We start from the raw sequence: 17,048 nt of genomic DNA on the forward strand, positions 1-17,048 counted from the left end.
GAGCCTGTCCCTCCTTACTATTCCTTTTGGATATCAGGCCCATACATAAGGCCGGGTGTGATGACGTGTGTTTTTAGCATGGTCGTTTCGGACGCCTGGTTGCAGATCAAGGGCTGAGCGTTTTACACATAAAACGGCCTTGGCCATCGATTTCATATATGAGCCAGGCCCTGAAATTCAAATATCTGTTTTGAGTTTTAATAATGGTGGCCATTAGGTTGCAGGACATGCCTTTGCTTGCAACCTAATGGCTTTAAGGACGCTATTCGTCGCAAGGAGTATCAACCTGGCCTTGTCGCCAGTTGGAATTTATGCCATCCAAAAAGGATATCGTCTTCTCATCTGTGGTGCAGAGGTGGTTGAACTCAAGCATGAGGTGTGAAAGGTTTTTAAGTTTTGTGATACTCGACGGAATAATGCCTTTAAGCTCATTGCTGTCTAACTGGAGAGAGTAAAGGTCCGTGAGCTCTCCGATGCTTTGGGGGATGGGTCCGGACAGTTGGTTTCCGCCAAGGAGGAGGTCTCTCAACTGGCTCATGTGGCCGATATTTTCAGGCAGAGTTCCCGTCAGCTGGTTCCATGAGAGGTCAAGGGACGTGAGGTTGCTGAGCTGGCTGAGGGAGGCCGGGAGCATGCCTTGGAGGTTGTTGTTCGACAAGTTGAGCGAAAAGGTCGACGTATACATGTCGTATTGGACGCCGTACCAATTGTAAAGATCGTCATCGGTTCCCCACCCACCGTTGTTTGTCCATTGCGCGCCATTGGTGGTTTGGTAGAGTTCCGTGAGAATATCACGAATGGGCAGGCAGGGGGTATCCATCTGGCCTTGTCGCCAGTTTGGATTTATGCCATCCAAAAAGGATATCGTCTCCTCATCTGTGGTGCAGAGGTGGTTGAACATAAGCATGAGGTGTGAAAGGTTTTTAAGTTTTGTGATACTTGAAGGGATAATGCCTTTAAGCTCATTGCTGTCTAACTGGAGAGAGTAAAGGTCAGTGAGCTCTCCGATGCTTTGGGGGATGGGTCCGGATAGTTGGTTTCCGCCAAGGTGGAGGTCTCTCAACTGGCTCATGTTGCCGATATTTTCAGGCAGAGTTCCCGTCAGCTGGTTCCATGATAGGTTAAGGGACGTGAGGTTGCTGAGCTGGCTTAGGGAGGCCGGGAGCATGCCTTGGAGGTTGTTATTCTGCAAGTTGAGGGAAAAGGTTGATGTATGCATGTCGTATTGGACGCCGTACCAATTACGAAGATCGTCATCGGTGCCCCAGCCGTCGTTGTTTGTCCATTGCGGGCCATTGGTGGTTTGATAGAGTTCCGTGAGAATATCACGAATGGGCAGGCAGGGGGTATCCATCTGGCCTTGTCGCCAGCTTGGATTTATGCCATCCAAAAAGGATATCGTCTCCTCATCTGTGGTGCAGAGGTGGTTGAACATAAGCATGAGGTGTGAAAGGTTTTTAAGTTTTGTGATACTTGAAGGGATAATGCCTTTAAGCTCATTGCTGTCTAACTGGAGAGAGTAAAGGTCAGTGAGCTCTCCGATGCTTTGGGGGATGGGTCCGGATAGTTGGTTTCCGCCAAGGTGGAGGTCTCTCAACTGGCTCATGTTGCCGATATTTTCAGGCAGAGTTCCCGTCAGCTGGTTCCATGATAGGTTAAGGGACGTGAGGTTGCTGAGCTGGCTTAGGGAGGCCGGGAGCATGCCTTGGAGGTTGTTATTCTGCAAGTTGAGGGAAAAGGTCGACGTATACATGTCGTATTGGACGCCGTACCAATTGTAAAGATCGTCATCGGTTCCCCACCCACCGTTGTTTGTCCATTGCGAGCCATTGGTTGCATCGTAAAGATCCATCAATGCATCTCTGATGGGGTGGCAGGGCGTGTCGATTTGTGCATGTCCCCAATCCGGATTGATTGAGTCGAGAAATGCTATAGTGTTAGCATTGTCTGAACAAAGATGGTTGTGGCTTAGGTTAATGCTGGAGAGTTTTTTTAGATTTACAATGGTTGAAGGTATTGTTCCTCTGAGTCGGTTGTAACTTAAATCAATGGATTCAAGACGTGTGATAGATCCGATGGAATCCGGAATGGCTCCCAATAAGTTGTTTTGGCTTAAATTAATGGATACCAATTCGGAAAAAGTTGAAATTGTTTGAGGTATGCTTCCTGTTAGTCCGTTGTTGGAAAGGTCTATTCCAATAAGGGGAGAACTTGAGGTTGTATCAAACTCTATTCCATACCAGTTTTCCTCAGATCCACGTTTTGAGAAACCGTCTGATTCGAGAGGAGGTTCTTTCCATCCCGCGTTATTGCTCCATGAATCACCATCTGTGCTGTTGTATAGATCAATAAGCGCAGGTCGAATATCAATTTTTGCTGAAAAGTTAATATTGCTTATCTCTTGTTCTGTTGTGAACTTTACTTGTTTTTTCTCTGGAGTGAAAATATATCCATCCAATTCAGGCGTTATTGTGAAATGTTGACCTGTGGCGTCCTCTTTTTTGAATTCAAAAGAATAATTCCCGTCCATGTTGGTAATCGTCTTGCGCGATAATCCATCAGATAATATAATCTTAACACCCTTGAGGGGCTCGTTGTTATGTGAAACTTTTCCTGATATTTTGCAACTTAATAGTAATAGGGCTGATAGCGTCAATACTATAAATCTGGTCTTCATTACATTCTCCTGTATGAGATAAATATCAATGTGATTTGACAGTGGTCTGTAATGGAATGTGCTCTAACAGGCTAAGATAACGAAGATGTATACCTGTGAGAAATGTTGAGTGCAAGTAAAAAATGAATGTTTAGGTGGCGTTCTGATAAGATAAAGCTTTTTTTTTGTTTTGGGGTTTTGTAGCGAACTTGGATTTTTTAGAACCGCGATATCGAGAGTAATCACTATTTGAAGGTGGGTGTAGTTTCGTTGAAGGAAATTAAAGATGAACCGATACGAGGATGCATTTATATTAGAGTAACAATGCTGCGAATCAGGTGGACCGGTAATAAAGTTACATAACAATTTTCATATGGACATAGATAATTAATAGTCCCGTCAGGACTTTGGTTCTGTGCTTTCGTTCAATTGGCATTATCGTTATCAAGAGGATCATCATATGTCGCCTGTAACCATCAAGGAATTTGTCCCCCAGGACCGCCCCGAAGAAAAAAGCAAGTTACTGCCGGTGTTCCTTGAGATCTGGAATGCCCCGGAAAACCTGATGTATTTATCCCCGACCCTGCTCCCGTTTGAGCCGGACGTCGTTGAGTCATGGCTTCAACACCACAAAGAGCATGGGGGGCGATATTTCTGCGCATTGGACGATCTGGGCGAGATCCTGGGCGTGTTGGTCGTTAAGGTGAATTCGCTGGATGGGTTTGAAATTTATGGTGTCGGCGTGCTGCCGCATCGAAAAGGAGAGGGGCTCGGGCGGCTTTTGGTGAAGCACGCCGTGGAGGTTGCGATCTTTCTCGGCTTTAAGGATGTTCGCGCCCTGGTGTTCGCGGACAACGCGGCCATGCTGTGCCTTTTGGTCAGGTTGGGCTTTATATCCACCGCCATGCAGTACCATATGCGATCCGACGGTGCCGATGCCGTTGTTCTTAAAACGTATCTTTAGTGGGGATGGTCCACGGGCAGAGTACGTTCAGCTGTTTATCCATTGCTTTTGGGGGGCGAGTCCTTCTTTAAAGCATGCCCCGGCATTATTCCCAAGGAGGCTTGACATGTCACAAGAACTGATCATTGTCGCCAGAATCGAGGCAAAAAGTGAACAAATCGGTTTGGTCAAAGGAGAGCTGCTAAAGCTTCTTGTCCCGACCCGGAAGGAGGAGGGCTGCCTTCAGTATGATCTCCACCAGGACAACGAAAACCCGGCGGTCTTCCTGTTCTACGAACGATGGGAGAGCCGCGAATTATGGCAGGTGCATATGAACAGCGCCCATCTTGCCGAGTACCTGAAGGCAACGGAAGATGCGGTTGCGCTGTTTGCCGTGAACGAAATGTCAAAGGTGTAGCCGGGGGCGATACACTTCAAGACATCAGAGCTGCAGTTGGTGAGGGGTGGCTGATCGCTTTGAAAAACGCAACCCCTCTGGCCTGGAAGGTGGCATCCATCGGCAGGCTTGGACCAGGAGCATCGATGTTGCCACCTGAAGGTGGCGTCATTTTTCCATCTGTCATGCTGGCCACCGGCCGGGATGGCATAAGAAGAAAGGACTTGTGTGCATGAAACGCGTGTATGTGCTTGTGTTTGACGGGTATGCGGATTGGGAGCTGGGCAACGTCCTTGCCGAAGTTCGGCGGTTGGGCAAGGCTGAGGTGGTAAGCGTGGGGTTTACCGAAGACATTGTCGTTTCCATGGGAGGGTTGCGCGTGATCCCGGATATGCCCCTCTCCCGGGTTGAGCCGGACGATATCTCCCTGTTTATCCTGCCCGGGGGCTACCTGTGGGAAAAGGGGTACCCAAGGGATGAGCTGGAGCCTTTCCTCAAAAGCCTGGAAGCGTCCGGTACTCCCATTGCCGCCATCTGCGCGGCCACCACGGTCCTGGCCCGGGCCGGGATCCTCAAGGGCAGGGAGCATACCAGCAACTCGCCCGTCTATCTGGAAAAAATGGCCTCCGGCCACACCGATCCGAAGCTCTATGTGGATGCCCTTGCCGTCAGGGACAGGCAGGTGATTACCGCAAGCGGGCTGGGCGCCGTGGATTTTACGGTGCAGGTGCTGGAAGAGCTGGCTTTGTCCACATCGGAGACGAGGCAGATCTGGTATGACGCATTCAAAAAGGGGGAGTACCCTGACGATTTTGATCATGAGGGCTAAGAGGCTGGCAAGGAATACAGAGCCGGTTGCCGTATTTTCAGCGCATATGTCTTGAATATGGGTGCTCTGGATGCGTGAACTATCCGGGGCAACCCTCGCAGGCCCGTTCAGGCCATGAAAACAGACGATTTTTTCTGGGGAAAGTGCGTGGCCTTAACCGGTGTGGCGGGATGCAACATCCTGCATTTTGTGATGAAAAAATGTTGACATTCCCAAAAGAGGAACTTATGGTGATCGGTAATAACTAGTTATTGCATGTGTGTGGAGCGACCCGACAGGATGTTGGCCCATCCTGCCAGGCCTAACCAGAACAACCTTATACGGAGGTCGTCATGGCTAAGCGGTTTTTTACACCACCCCCCAATCCATTTCAAGTCGTATTTTACTTACCCCATTCCACGTTAACCCCTTTCAACACACCGTGTTGCCGCGCTTTGTGGCCCGTGGGTGCGCCTGTGCCTGACTAACAGGCGGGAAGACGCATCTTCGGAATTCGGTGCCATGTCTCAAAGCCCTGTCGTCAGGGTTTTTCCTCTCCTGATCTCACCGAAGGTGCGTTTGCCTCTCGCCGATATGCCGGGGCTGTCTCATTTCCCTTGAGCCGTGTCATACGCACAGAAAAATCGCCGGATTTGCTTATGTGATTTTTTGGGCGATGGATCGTGGGCGCTACGCCACGGGTGTCCCCATGGCCACGGATCCGTAAAGACGGCGAAAGGATGCGCGTTGCCCGGGCATTTAGCAGAAAAACGGCACGGCGGTGGTGCGTTTGCTCCTGCAGGATGAGCGCCTTCAGCCGTTGTTGTGTGCCGCTTCCGTCACACCGCACTCACAAAAAAGGAGGGTCGCCATGACCTTGCCCGAGATCCAACCCATCCCCGGAATGTTTTCCGGTTCCGACGTATCCGAGCTTTGCGACGCCATCAAGGATGTCCACCGTCTGCTGGTCTCCGTGGGCGGGTTTTACTCCGAACTTGACGGGGCCGAAGATCCCGGCGGCAACGGCCTGCAGATCGATTTCAAGAAGTGGGGCATCCGGACCATCACCGAAGACCTTCTCTCCCGGCAGTTTGGGATGATCGACCGGATTGTCTCATTTTACAGGGAGGAACAGGAGAGGATGAAGACATCCGCCCGGCGGGCATAGTCCTCATGAATTGATTCCGTTGGAGGAGGTCCTACTCAATGCAGACGCTTGTGACCTCTGAAAGGGTGGTTCTACCGACCAGTACTTTTCGTATACCGTCCATTTTAAGGGTTCGCGTTCCCTCGGAAATGGCTTTCTCCTTTATTATCTCGGCACTGCTTTGGGTGTGGATCAATGCTTTGATGGCGGGTGTGGCAACAAGGAGTTCGTGGATACCCGTCCTGCCCCGGAATCCGTTGCCGTTGCATCGGGTGCAGCCCGTGGGTTTGTAGAGGGTTATCTCAGCGCCCTCTGCCAGGCCTGCCTCGTCTGCGTGTGCTTTGCCGTACGCTTCCCTGAGGGTTGCGACCTCCTCGGGACCCGCTGTGTAGGCCTCCTTGCAATCGTCGCAGAGAAGGCGTACGAGGCGTTGTGCCAAGACCCCGATGAGGCTGTCGGCCACATTCAGAGCGCCGATGCCCATTTCCGTCAGGCGGGTGATGGTTTCAGCCGCTGAGTTGGTGTGCAGAGTGCTCATGACCAGGTGACCGGTGAGGGAGGCTTCCACGGCTATTTTCGCGGTTTCCAGGTCCCGCATTTCTCCGATCATGATGATATCCGGGTCGGCGCGAAGCAGAGAGCGCATGGCCCGCGCAAAATCCAGGGGGTCTTGCTTTATGCTGCGGTTTACCTGCACCTGGCGCAGGCCCTTTTGGGTTATCTCCACGGGGTCTTCAACGGTCCAGATTTTCTTTTCCGGGGCATTTAAAAGATGGATCAGGGCGTGGAGGGTTGTGGTTTTCCCGGAGCCCGTAGGGCCCACGGCCAGAAAAATGCCGTAGGGCCTTGCAATGATTTTTTGCAACTCAGTCCGGTTGGCCTCCGAAAAATCGAGATCATCCAGGGACAAAAATCCACCGCCGGAGAGCAGCCGGAGGACGGCGTCTTCCTTACCCCCCACCGTGGGGGTAACCTCCACGCGCAATTCAATGGTTTCCTGCCCGCTTTTCAGGCGGATTTTTCCGGACTGGGGAAGCCGGTGTTCATCGAGCTTCAGGCCTGCCAGCAGCTTGATCCGGTTGAGAACGGACTGGGACAGGGTGGGGACAATATCGGTGTAGGGAAAGCATGCCCCATCGGCCCTGAACCGGATCAGGGTGTTCTCTTTGCCGATTCCCGGCTCAATGTGGATATCCGAGACCGATTTTTCGCAGGCATCCAGGATCATTTTGTTCACCACCTGGATGACCAGGGGGGCATTCTCGTTGAGGATATCCTCAAACTCATCTCCCGGCCCCTCGACCTGTGGCTCTTCGGAAGAGATTAACGGAGGGGAGGCCCCGTCTTCGCGAGGTTCCCACAGGCCCTGTAACCGGTCGATGAAGTGAAGGATATCCCGCCTGAACCCCACGTACAATTTGAGCTCTCTGGCCAGCATCGTTGTCTTGATCTCATTGATGACGTGGTAGTTCAGTGGATCGTCGATGAGGATGGAGAGGGTTTCTCCGTCCATGGAAATGGGGAGGGCAAAGTTGGTGCGAAAATAGACAGGGTTGAACCCTGTCAGAAGCTTGGGGGACAGAACCCGTGTGTCGGTATAGGGCAGGAAATCGGTGAGGTAATACCGTGAAAGGGCTGCGGCCATTTTATTTTCCGGCACGTTGAAGGACTCCAGGAGGACGCTCACTACATCTCCCTTCAGGGGATCGCCTTCCTGTTCTCGCGCTGCGCGGGTCGCCTGGTTCAGCTCATCCTTGCTGATCACATCTTTTTCAATGAGCAGATCGAATTTTCCGGTGGGGCGCTTCAGCGTGCCGTGATGAAAAAGGGCCGCAGCTACGATTTTTCCAAGATGGCTCAGGAAGTGCGCGACCTTGGTGGACCGGAAGGCTCCGTCCCTGGTGTTAATGAGCTGAATGATGCCGATGAGCTCCTTTTTTTTGAGTAAGAGAGGGACCGAGAGAATGGAGCGGACCTCAACCCCTGTTTTCTCCTCATAACGGGCATCGTAGGACATGCCGGGGTAGTGTGAAAGTTCAAGGGGATCCCTCACATCGCTGACGCTTACCACCTGTTTGCTCAGTGCCGTGTAACCGGCCAGGGTGTCTTTGGATACGGGAAATCTCAGCCCTGTGTAGACATCGTGGAACTTGAACTTTGTGTGGAGCTCGTTGGTTTTTGGGTTGTAAGCAAAGAGGCGAACCTTTTCGGCCTTGAACAGGGTGGTGATCTTTTCCGCCAGCTCGGTGAGGAGGTGGTCGATATCCGTGGCCTGGCTCAGTGAGAATGCCAGTTCCAGAATGTCATCGGCTTCCGGGTGGTTGATGGAGATCATGGGGGCCTGTCTTTTCCTGCTTGGCAAGCGGGTTTCGTGGGCATGTAAATAAAACGGGGTCGCCATGTGTACCGAAGATCGGGTATGCTGGTCCGACGAGCCCGCAGTATCCATGCAGAGCGTTAGTCCAGAAGAGCGCTTTTGAGAAAGGTGGCTTTGTCTTCCCCCTCCATGTAACGCAGGGTTTTTCCGTTGACGGTTATGGCAAGCGTATACAGGTTTCCTTCAGACCCGTATTCGATGAAGTCCTTTGAATCCATTGCGTTGGGCAGTTCCGGGGGGAGGCTCTCGCCCTGGTTGCGCAACGAGTCCAGATAATCGGCTGCGGAGATGATCTCCAGCCGGGTGGCGTGTTCGACCTGTCTGGCATCGGGGTGGTGGAAGGGTTGGAACATCTGGTCGTAATGCAGGACAAAGGACGCGATGAAGACGACGGCGGACACCGTCAGGGCCCACAGGGGCAGGCCCGTTCGTCTTGGGCCCTGTTCGTAAGCGGGCTTTATCTGGTGTGTCTTCATCACCTGCTCCTGGGCGGCTTCCACAAGGCTGTCAATGGAATTTTCTTCCATAGGCTTGGCCTTTTGGGTGTCTTTTTTCATGTCGGCCATGGTGTCTCCTCTTCGGTTACATAAGTTTTATCCGTGCCCAGCTGTGGCCCATGTAGAAGACAAATTTATCTTGCCCCACAATGTGCTGGAGAGCTATCAGGAGGTCGTCGGCCTTGCCCCATTCGTGGGACCCTATGATCAGGTAGGGCTCGTTTTTTTCGTACAGACCGCGTTGCCATCGCCAGACCGATGGGACAGCCGTTGAGAGCTCCAGTTGAATGGTTTCGGGGCCATTGAATATCTCGTCTGTCAGAAGGCTGTTGAGGGCGTTGGGGACCTTACCGGACACAGCCTTTTCAAAGTTCGGGTATGCGTCGTTTTCAGCATAGCTGACCGCAAGGGCTGTTTTGATCATTTCCATTTTTCCCACCAGCTCAACAGCCCGGGCCTTGAGTACGTACTGGCGGTAGTTCGGCATGGCGACTGTGGCCAGGATGCCGATGATGGCAACGACCGTCATCAGTTCAATGAGCGTGAATCCGCTCTGACCTGCTTTGTGGGGCGTCGTTTTCATGGTTCCTCCCGTGGGGTAACACTGGGTAAATGGTGTGTCCGGGATCGTATGGCGATGAGGGGGCTGCGTGGCTCTGTGGCTGTGGAGGGTCCCGTGACAAGGAGTTGGCTTCGAGGCGTTTAACGGCCTTGCGGCGTTGTTGATATATGGGGAAAAGTTTCGTTTTAGGATATGGTTTTTTGGCGTTTCAATGTCTTGAATTTATTTATTTTATAATGTTGCTACGGCAATCGCAATCATAATGTCCGACGCTGTGGGGTTCACCGGTAAACGGGAGGCCTTCTGGGGGCGGGCACACTGCCATACGCTTTGACCGGGAGATCGTGGATCTTCTGCTCAGGCTGGCGTGGTGGGACCTTGGCGAAGAGACCCTGAAGCCCATGATCCCCATACTCATGGGGGGAAACAGGGCAGCCCTTGAAAGGCTTGTGGCCCAGATGGCCTGTCCATGAGCGGCGGGGCGGGATGCAGGGTGGGAAAAAACTGAGACCAGGCGGAAACATTCATGACAGAAATCGTGCCCTATTCAGAGATGTACCTTTCCGGGATCGTGGAGATGATCCTGTCCATTCAACGCGAGGAATTCCAGATCGATATTACCCTTGCCGATCAACCCGATCTGCTGGAGATCCCGTCCTTTTATCAACAAGGAAACGGCAACTTCTGGGTGGCCGTAAGCGAAGAAGAGGTTGTGGGCACCGTGTCGCTGCTGGATATCGGCGGCGGGAAAGCGGCCTTGCGAAAAATGTTCGTCAGGAAAGCCTTCCGGGGGGCGACGCACGGGGTGGCGGAACGCCTGCTCACAACCCTTCTGGCATGGGGGGCCTCAACGGGAATCGACGGTATCTACCTTGGGACCACGTCGGCATTTAAGGCAGCCCATCGGTTTTACGAAAAAAACGGGTTTCTTGAAATCCCGGCATCTGCGCTGCCCCCTTCGTTCCCGAAGATGGCCGTGGACACGAAATTCTACACACAGACGATTGCTGCGGAAGCTGCCGTAACACCAATTGGGGGAGACCAAAGACAGTTATGGACGCACTGACCGATTTTTTGCTGGAACTCGATGCCCTGAAGCTCGTAAACCGAAGAACCTACATTGCCGGCGGCAAGCGCCTTGAAAATTCTGCGGAGCACTCCTGGCACCTGGCCATGGCCTGCTGGCTGATGGCCAATCATCTGAAGCGAGACGTCTCCATGGAAAAACTCATCAAGCTTGCCCTCGTCCATGACCTGGGGGAGATTGACCCCGGGGATACCTTTCTCTACGACAGCGCGCGAAATGCAGCGCCGGACCTGGAGAGGAAATGCGTGGCAAGGCTTGCGGCCCATGGCGGAAACACCATCAGCGATCTTGCCGAGCTGTGGGACGAGCAGGAACTCGGGAACTCCAGGGAAGCCGCCTTGTTGAAGGTGGTGGACCGGTTGCTCCCTTTTCTGCATAACCTGGCAAGCCATGGACAGGCATGGAAGGACCACGGGATCACAAAAAGCCAGGTTATGGAAGCCCATGCCTTCATAAAAGACGTAGAACCGGATATCTACGCCTGGTTTCTCCAGAATCTGGAAACCGCCGTCAATAATGGCTGGTTGCTGAAAAACTAACCTCGGATCCCGGTGGGGCGTTCAATGCGGTTGGATTTTGAACGCTGTTTTTTATTGCTTAAGTTTTTTGGATTGAGTAAAAAAGGCGATTCAATCATGCCCTTGTCTGGAAGGGTTGATCCTCCTTTATTACGTATGGAAACCTCAAAGGCGTTTTGGTTATGTCCTCTCCCCGGAATTCGAAACAGTTCACGGAGCCCTGGTACACCGCTTACTACTTTCTTCAACAGGATATCGACATCCGGTGCCCGGAATGCGACGGGCACGCCATCTCCAGAGGCAAATCCGAGTATTTGCTCCCCTGGTGCCCCACAGGCACGCGGGTGGTCTGCACCCGGTGTTCGTACACCAGGACGTGTGAGAATTTTTCCTGGTCGGGGCCCGTCAAAGGCTTCGGCCGTCGTCCCTGCAGCGCGTGCGGTCACAAGTGGGTGAACGCTCGGGTGAATTGTGAATCGACCCCGCAAAGGCCCTTCAACACGGTTGAGGCTCCCTGCCCGGAGTGTGGTGCCGTCAATGTTGTGGACATCTCGTGGTCCATTGATTTTTTCAGCGGCAGACCCCTTGACCCGTATAACGGGGAGCGGCTCTGGTATGTTGATGACGTCAGGGGCAATGAGATATGGGCATACAATACGGCGCATCTGACGTATCTCAGAGAGTATATCTCTTCTTCCCTGAGGGAACGGGGAGATCATGCCGGAAAATACTCCATCATCACGAATCTCCCCGCGTGGATGAAGAGTAAAAAGAACCGGGACGATGTGATAAAAACGCTGGACAGATTGATGAAGATGTAGAGACAGGCACTTATGCATCTCTTTAGCTCAAAATTGTCTCCGGCGGATCGTGGGTCAAACGGTATCCACTGGTAGTAAAATGACCCTTGCGTTGCCGGGACGAAATGGGTAGTATAGCGACGTTTTGTTGAACATTGTTTTGCGAGTGCGAACAGGGTATCTGTATTCGTCTTTCCAAGGAGCGTACGATGGAACCGGTTTTTCTCAATGAGTGCGGCACCCCATGATCGGCAGGTTTGCTGAAAGCAGGACCCGTGTCCTGCTCCTTGCGCTGATGGGGTACTCGCTGGCCATGCTCCCGCTCTCTCTTTGGTTCGGCCTGGGCACGGGGGATATCTACAAGGGCTACCTTCAAAAGCCCAACTGGTTTCTCTTTCCCCTGTTCTGGCTTCCTGTCGTGTACCTGTACCGGTCGACCTGGGATCAGTTCATCGCGTCATGGAAAGACCTGTTTGCCAACGGGTGTGTCGTGAACAGCGGCGATGGCGGGGCGCCCGCGTGCAGGGACGCCTTTGTAAATCATATCGACCGCTACCGGAAATATATCCTCATTCTCTCCTTCCTGCTGGCCGTGGTTATCATGGCCCTGGACACGGCAGAGCTGGCGGGGCTCTATCTTGATCCGCCAGACCATGTGTACCAGCTGAAAGGGAAAGAGGGCAGCGGCCAGTCCACAGACGCCTGGTTTCTGGCCGAACCACAGGGCTGGCGCGAGGTATCGGGCAGGACAATCCCCCTGCCGGAGGTAACCCGCAGGGTTGAGGACGCCTCCTGGACGGAGGCCTGGTTGTTCAGACGCCATCCGGGAGAAAAGGGCCCGGGCAAGTGGCGCAACCTGATTTTTGTGTGCCTGGCCTATGCCCAGCAATACATCATGATTGTCGTGGGGGTGGCGTCTCTGTTTCATATATGGGCCCATCTGGCCATGTTTGTGTGGTTCGACAACATGGCATTTGCCCGGCGGCACGGGGTCGTTCTCAGGCTCGATCCCTACTCATCCATCCGTGAGTTCGGTCTGGAACGCTGGAACCAGGCGTTGAACATGATCTACTGGGCCCTGTCCCCCGCCCTGGTCATTCCCATTGTCTCCAAGGCTTCCCAGAGTGCAAGCGGAGCCTCGGACATGGGTCAGAAGATGATCCAATGGCTTGTGCCGCTTTTGTTTCTTTCGCCCATGCTCTTTACCATCATCGCCAGGCAGAAAAAGGTCATGGCGCTCTGGTCTGTGATCCGTCAGGAAGAGGACAGGGACAAAATCGAGGCGTACCACAAGCAGCTGCTTTGGCCTTTGGACAGGAACTGGGCGTCCAAGCTCGGTATCATTATCGCGTTTTCCCTGCTGGTCTTTCTGGTGGGAGACATGTTGACGGAGATCGGTGTCGACAAACTCATCAAGTAGCCATAGCCCGGATCGACCCGCTCCCATCCGCTGAATTCGTGTTTTCATTTGAGTCTGTATCTTGTTACCGCTGAGCAAAGGAGATGGTATGGAAGAACTAGTCTATCCGCGCGAGCGCGTTCTGGGAACACTTACCCTTGTCCTGGGGATTACGGTGTGGGGTCTTTTGATCCTTGGTACTGTCGGGGTCGCGCTGGTCGTGTTGCTTGTGGGGTTTGTGTTTTATCTTTTTGCCCAATCCGCCCTCATCGCCCATATCAAGGGCAACGGCATCGAGCTGTCCCAGGAGCAGTTCCCCGACCTTTACGCCCAGTTTGTCTACTGCAGCAATCTTCTGAAATTCCAGGAGGCTCCGAAAGCCTACATTTTAAACGGCGACGGCGGTTTCAATGCCTTTGCCACCCGGTTTCTCGGAACCCATTTCGTGGTGCTTTTTTCCGATGTGGTGGATGCCATGGCAGCCCATGACGACGGGGTGAAATTTTACATCGGCCATGAACTCGGGCACATCAGGATGAAACACCTCACCGGGACCATGCTTCGCTGGCCGGTTCTCTGGCTTCCCCTCCTCGGGGCGGCCTATTCCCGGGCGCGGGAGACCACGTGTGATCGTCACGGCCTGGCCTGCTGCAAGACGCCGGAAGGGGCGGGACGGGCCCTGGCCGCTCTGTCCGCGGGGGCTGAGCGATGGAAAGACATGGACCTCAAGGCTTATCTGCTCCAGAGTCGGCAGACGTCGGGGTTCTGGATGTCTTTTCATGAGCTGATCTCCGGTTACCCCTGGGTCTCCAAGCGTGTGGCCCGGGTGGTGGCACCCGAAGCCAAGGAACCATCGCGCCATGGGCTCGCCTATGTATTTGCCGCCTTCCTGCCCTACGCCGGTCGTCTCGGGTCCGGGACCGGCCTGATTATCCTGATTTATATTGTGTTCGCGACTATTGCCGTGAGCGTCCCGCAATTTTCCACCTACAAGGTCAAGGCCCATACCACCGCGGTGATGCACGAGACCCGGCCGGTGCGCGAAGCCATGGCAGCCTATTACAAGATGACGGAAGAGATCCCCACCCTGGAGGACATCGGGGTACTGGATGCGTTGCCGGACGGCAGCCATCTGTCGGTGGACGCGTCCAACATGACCCTCACCGTGGACATGGAAGAGGGAGAGCTTCTGTTCGTTCCCTCCATGGACGACGAGGGGCATATCTTCTGGGAATGCAACGCGGGGGAGGGGTTGTTCCCCAGCCAGGTGCCTTCGTATTGCCCGTAACCGTGTATTCAAGGGGTAGGTTCTGCGTCATATAGCCTCCGGTATGTCGTTCGTGGAAGGCGTGATGATCCTTCAATGTCTGCGCGGTTTCTGTTGGATATAGGAGAACGTTCATGCGTATTTTTTTACGTCAGGCCAAAGAGGCCAAAGGGACGGTGGCGACCCATACCGGCGGCAGTGTGCCCCCGGCCCGGGGAGGAACATCTGCCCTCAGGGTGCAGCGGGCCGTGGGGAACCACGGGATGCAGCAATGGATGGCGCGGGGAGGCGAACACACTGCATCCGGCCCACGGGGCCTTTCCTCTTTGCCCTCGGTGACCGTCGGCGGCGCCGGTGGGGAGAGGGCCGAGGAAGAAGCCCACCGGGTGGCCCGGCAGGTGACGGCCATGCCGTCACCGGAGGGTGTTGAAACGGCCCTTGCCGGGCCGAGGGATGCCTGTTTTACAGGCCCGTTGGGGCTGAGGTCCTCCGGGGTTCCCCTGGACACCGGGACCCGGGCCTATATGGAACCACGCTTCGGTCGGGATTTTTCCGGCGTCCGGGTCCACAAGGGGGATGAGGCCGCCGAGCTGGCCGCGTCCCTTCATGCCCGGGCCTTTGCCATGGGGACTCATATCGTGCTGGGCAAGGGGTTGCCGCCGTCGGACTCGTCTGCAGGGCGGCAGGTGATGGCCCATGAACTGACCCACGTGGTTCAGCAGCGGGGCTCCGCTTCGATGGTGGCCCGGCTCAGTCCCAAAGACTGCTCTAAGGACTGTGCAAAGCCGGATCCTGTAAAGCATCCTGCCACGGGTAAGTTTTCCATCACCGTGTACGCGGACAAAGAGGGGACCTTTCTCCTGCTTCCGTTAACCCACAAGGTGGGCCACTCCTGGGTGAGGCTGGAGGACGACAAGGGGACCTCCTGGACCTACGGGTTCTGGCCCCAGTGGGGCTATGACGGCTCCAACATCACCAAAGATGTCAAAGGATGCGTGCATCACCCGGATACGCGCCATACGCCCACAGCCTCCCAGCGTTTTGTCCTCACCGCCGCTCAGTTTGCGGCGGCCATGAAGGAAGCGCGGAAAACCTGTCGGTCCAAACCCAACTACAATCTTTTTGGCTTGCAGTGCACCACCTTTGTCAAGCGTGTGCTGGCCGCCGCCGGACAGTCTTTCGGCGGCTTCGGCCTGGTCTGGGACAGCCCCAACGCCCTCGACTCCTGGATGCGGACCCACGCTCTGCAGCTCGGCACCAGCGTCACGGGCGGGACCTCGGCTCCGGGCAAGGCAGGGGCAGGGACCTTCGGTCTGGATCTCTCCTATCGGCATCAGTTTTATTCGCTCCTGGGTGCCAAGCTTCGACTTTACGGCCTGGGCCGGGCCGAGGTGAGCGATCCGGTGACCTCCCTTACGGCCGGTGCCGGCGTGGAGTTTAACCCGAAAAAAGTCTGGCTCCCGAAGCCCTTTCTGGAGGGTGGGGGCATCATCGGCGACCTCAACCCGGAGCCGGGGCTTTCCGAGTTTGGCGCGGGGGCCACGGGATCGGCCGGGCTGCGCTTCAACCTGGATGAGGTGGGGTACGTGGGCGTGGAGTACAATCTGGTCAAGGATTTTGCCCGGGACGATCCCGTCCTGCATCGGTTCATGATCACCGCCGGGTTCCGTCTTTTTTAACCCGTGTTTGCCTTTTGTGGCCCAAGGGTTTAAACCGTTTGAGGCAACTGAATTGTTACACGGTTTTTTTCTGCGAGGTCAGCATGGGATACTCCATCGAGCTTTACTTTGATCCGGACTTTGAGGCCGCCATCCGGCGAGTGTGGGATGTCCTCGCCGCATCCGGGGTGCCGTCCGTTCTCCAGCAGATCGGAGGGCGGCCCCACCTGAGCCTTGCGGTCCTTTCCTCCATTGATGAGGCGGTGATCCTTGGGCTGGCCAAGGCGTACGCGAAGGAGTGTTTTCGATTCCCCATTACCTTTCCCGCCATCTCCCTGATTCCCGGGGAGCAGCACACCGTGATCCTTTCTCCGGTTCCGAACCGGCCCCTTCTGGACATGCAGCAACGCCTATACAGCCTTCTGGATGGCTGCGCCCACCCTCCCTTCCATCGGTACATCCCCGGACGATGGCTTCCCCACTGCACCCTTTCCAAGGAACTCTCCGGCCCGGATGCCATGAAGACCATGGAGCTGTGCCGCCAAAGCGCCGTAACCGGGGCTGCTGAGGTCCGTGAGGTGGGGGTGATCGAGTTCAGGCCGCGGCGAGAACTTGGTCTCTTTTCTCTCCTGAATCCGTGACAGAATAGGTTTTTTTGCGTCACGGGTTGTGGGGGATGCCCGCGGGGCGTTTTACGGACTTGACAATATAAGGCATCACCCGGTATCAGCGGTTGACTTTTTTATGTCAAGACCTGTAAACCCAAGTGAGGAAATGGGCCGGGACGACGCGTATTTTTCTGCCTGCGTCGTCGCGGCATTCTCAAGATGGGGTGATGTGTGTATCGGCACGGGGCCTGTGGGGTCCGGTCGTGTGCTGGTGTGAGTGTTTTACGTAGGGGCTGTGGGCGCCTGTTATTTGGTTTTTGGAGT

At 54.6% G+C, this 17,048-nt stretch carries 18 protein-coding genes; 12 read left to right on the forward strand and 6 right to left on the reverse strand.

What is annotated here, in order from left to right; genetic code table 11:
• Positions 1-262: 262 nt before the first annotated feature.
• Positions 263-2,677, reverse strand: a complete 2,415-nt coding sequence (locus MSL71_RS12320) for a hypothetical protein (RefSeq protein ID WP_180140732.1) — start codon at positions 2,675-2,677, stop codon at positions 263-265.
• A gap of 439 nt (positions 2,678-3,116) precedes the next feature.
• On the opposite strand from MSL71_RS12320, the gene MSL71_RS12325 reads away from it, so the two are divergent.
• Together MSL71_RS12325 and MSL71_RS12330 are read left to right on the forward strand one after the other, a co-directional pair.
• On the forward strand, positions 3,117-3,620 hold the full coding sequence (locus tag MSL71_RS12325; protein ID WP_180140734.1) for a GNAT family N-acetyltransferase: 504 nt from the start codon (positions 3,117-3,119) through the stop codon (positions 3,618-3,620).
• A gap of 106 nt (positions 3,621-3,726) precedes the next feature.
• The gene (locus tag MSL71_RS12330; protein ID WP_180140736.1) at positions 3,727-4,017 is read left to right on the forward strand and encodes a putative quinol monooxygenase; all 291 of its coding nucleotides are present in this window, start codon (positions 3,727-3,729) and stop codon (positions 4,015-4,017) included.
• Between the two features lie 16 nt (positions 4,018-4,033).
• On the opposite strand, the gene MSL71_RS12335 is transcribed toward MSL71_RS12330, so the two are convergent.
• Positions 4,034-4,183 (reverse strand): hypothetical protein, encoded by a 150-nt coding sequence (locus tag MSL71_RS12335; protein WP_180140738.1) that lies wholly within the window; start codon positions 4,181-4,183, stop codon positions 4,034-4,036.
• 45 nt (positions 4,184-4,228) lie between these two features.
• Here MSL71_RS12335 and MSL71_RS12340 point away from each other — a divergent pair, with 45 nt between their 5' ends.
• Together MSL71_RS12340 and MSL71_RS12345 are read left to right on the forward strand one after the other, a co-directional pair.
• On the forward strand, positions 4,229-4,825 hold the full coding sequence (locus MSL71_RS12340) for a DJ-1/PfpI family protein (RefSeq protein WP_180140740.1): 597 nt from the start codon (positions 4,229-4,231) through the stop codon (positions 4,823-4,825).
• 850 nt (positions 4,826-5,675) lie between these two features.
• Positions 5,676-5,972 (forward strand): hypothetical protein, encoded by a 297-nt coding sequence (locus MSL71_RS12345; RefSeq protein WP_180140742.1) that lies wholly within the window; start codon positions 5,676-5,678, stop codon positions 5,970-5,972.
• A 31-nt stretch (positions 5,973-6,003) separates the two neighbouring features.
• Here MSL71_RS12345 and MSL71_RS12350 read toward each other — a convergent pair whose 3' ends face one another.
• The 3 genes from MSL71_RS12350 to MSL71_RS26695 all read right to left on the reverse strand — a co-directional run bounded on the left by MSL71_RS12350 (position 6,004) and on the right by MSL71_RS26695 (position 9,408).
• Positions 6,004-8,286 carry a GspE/PulE family protein gene (locus MSL71_RS12350; RefSeq protein ID WP_180140744.1) on the reverse strand — a complete coding sequence of 761 codons (2,283 nt, stop codon included), beginning with the start codon at positions 8,284-8,286 and terminating at the stop codon, positions 6,004-6,006.
• A gap of 122 nt (positions 8,287-8,408) precedes the next feature.
• Positions 8,409-8,894, reverse strand: coding sequence for a hypothetical protein (locus MSL71_RS12355; RefSeq protein ID WP_180140746.1), 486 nt, complete (start codon positions 8,892-8,894; stop codon positions 8,409-8,411).
• Positions 8,895-8,910: 16 nt separating this feature from the next.
• Positions 8,911-9,408 carry a type IV pilin protein gene (locus tag MSL71_RS26695; RefSeq protein ID WP_180140748.1) on the reverse strand — a complete coding sequence of 166 codons (498 nt, stop codon included), beginning with the start codon at positions 9,406-9,408 and terminating at the stop codon, positions 8,911-8,913.
• 323 nt (positions 9,409-9,731) lie between these two features.
• On the opposite strand from MSL71_RS26695, the gene MSL71_RS26700 reads away from it, so the two are divergent.
• Genes MSL71_RS26700 through MSL71_RS12370 form a run of 3 tightly spaced genes read left to right on the forward strand, consistent with a single transcriptional unit; the run spans position 9,732 to position 11,013 of the window.
• A complete protein-coding gene (locus tag MSL71_RS26700; RefSeq protein WP_281374488.1) occupies positions 9,732-9,860 on the forward strand; it encodes a hypothetical protein in 129 nt (42 codons plus the stop codon).
• A 53-nt stretch (positions 9,861-9,913) separates the two neighbouring features.
• Positions 9,914-10,453, forward strand: coding sequence for a GNAT family N-acetyltransferase (locus MSL71_RS12365; RefSeq protein WP_180140750.1), 540 nt, complete (start codon positions 9,914-9,916; stop codon positions 10,451-10,453).
• Positions 10,441-11,013, forward strand: coding sequence for an HD domain-containing protein (locus tag MSL71_RS12370; protein ID WP_180140752.1), 573 nt, complete (start codon positions 10,441-10,443; stop codon positions 11,011-11,013). The genes MSL71_RS12365 and MSL71_RS12370 overlap by 13 nt, the downstream gene beginning before the upstream one ends.
• Here the strand turns inward: MSL71_RS12370 and MSL71_RS12375 are convergent.
• A complete protein-coding gene (locus MSL71_RS12375; protein ID WP_180140754.1) occupies positions 11,010-11,279 on the reverse strand; it encodes a hypothetical protein in 270 nt (89 codons plus the stop codon). The genes MSL71_RS12370 and MSL71_RS12375 overlap by 4 nt on opposite strands.
• 177 nt (positions 11,280-11,456) lie before the next feature.
• Here MSL71_RS12375 and MSL71_RS12380 point away from each other — a divergent pair, with 177 nt between their 5' ends.
• From MSL71_RS12380 to MSL71_RS12400, 5 genes are all read left to right on the forward strand, one after another.
• Positions 11,457-11,813 (forward strand): hypothetical protein, encoded by a 357-nt coding sequence (locus tag MSL71_RS12380; protein ID WP_180140756.1) that lies wholly within the window; start codon positions 11,457-11,459, stop codon positions 11,811-11,813.
• 223 nt (positions 11,814-12,036) lie between these two features.
• The gene (locus tag MSL71_RS12385) at positions 12,037-13,212 is read left to right on the forward strand and encodes a hypothetical protein (RefSeq protein ID WP_180140758.1); all 1,176 of its coding nucleotides are present in this window, start codon (positions 12,037-12,039) and stop codon (positions 13,210-13,212) included.
• An 88-nt stretch (positions 13,213-13,300) separates the two neighbouring features.
• Positions 13,301-14,479, forward strand: coding sequence for a M48 family metallopeptidase (locus tag MSL71_RS12390; RefSeq protein WP_180140760.1), 1,179 nt, complete (start codon positions 13,301-13,303; stop codon positions 14,477-14,479).
• A 113-nt stretch (positions 14,480-14,592) separates the two neighbouring features.
• Positions 14,593-16,137 (forward strand): eCIS core domain-containing protein, encoded by a 1,545-nt coding sequence (locus tag MSL71_RS12395; RefSeq protein WP_180140762.1) that lies wholly within the window; start codon positions 14,593-14,595, stop codon positions 16,135-16,137.
• 83 nt (positions 16,138-16,220) lie between these two features.
• Positions 16,221-16,757, forward strand: a complete 537-nt coding sequence (locus MSL71_RS12400) for a 2'-5' RNA ligase family protein (RefSeq protein WP_180140764.1) — start codon at positions 16,221-16,223, stop codon at positions 16,755-16,757.
• Positions 16,758-17,048 lie beyond the last annotated feature (291 nt).

This window comes from Desulfoluna butyratoxydans (assembly GCF_900699765.1).
Classification (GTDB): Bacteria; Desulfobacterota; Desulfobacteria; order Desulfobacterales; family Desulfolunaceae; genus Desulfoluna; species Desulfoluna butyratoxydans.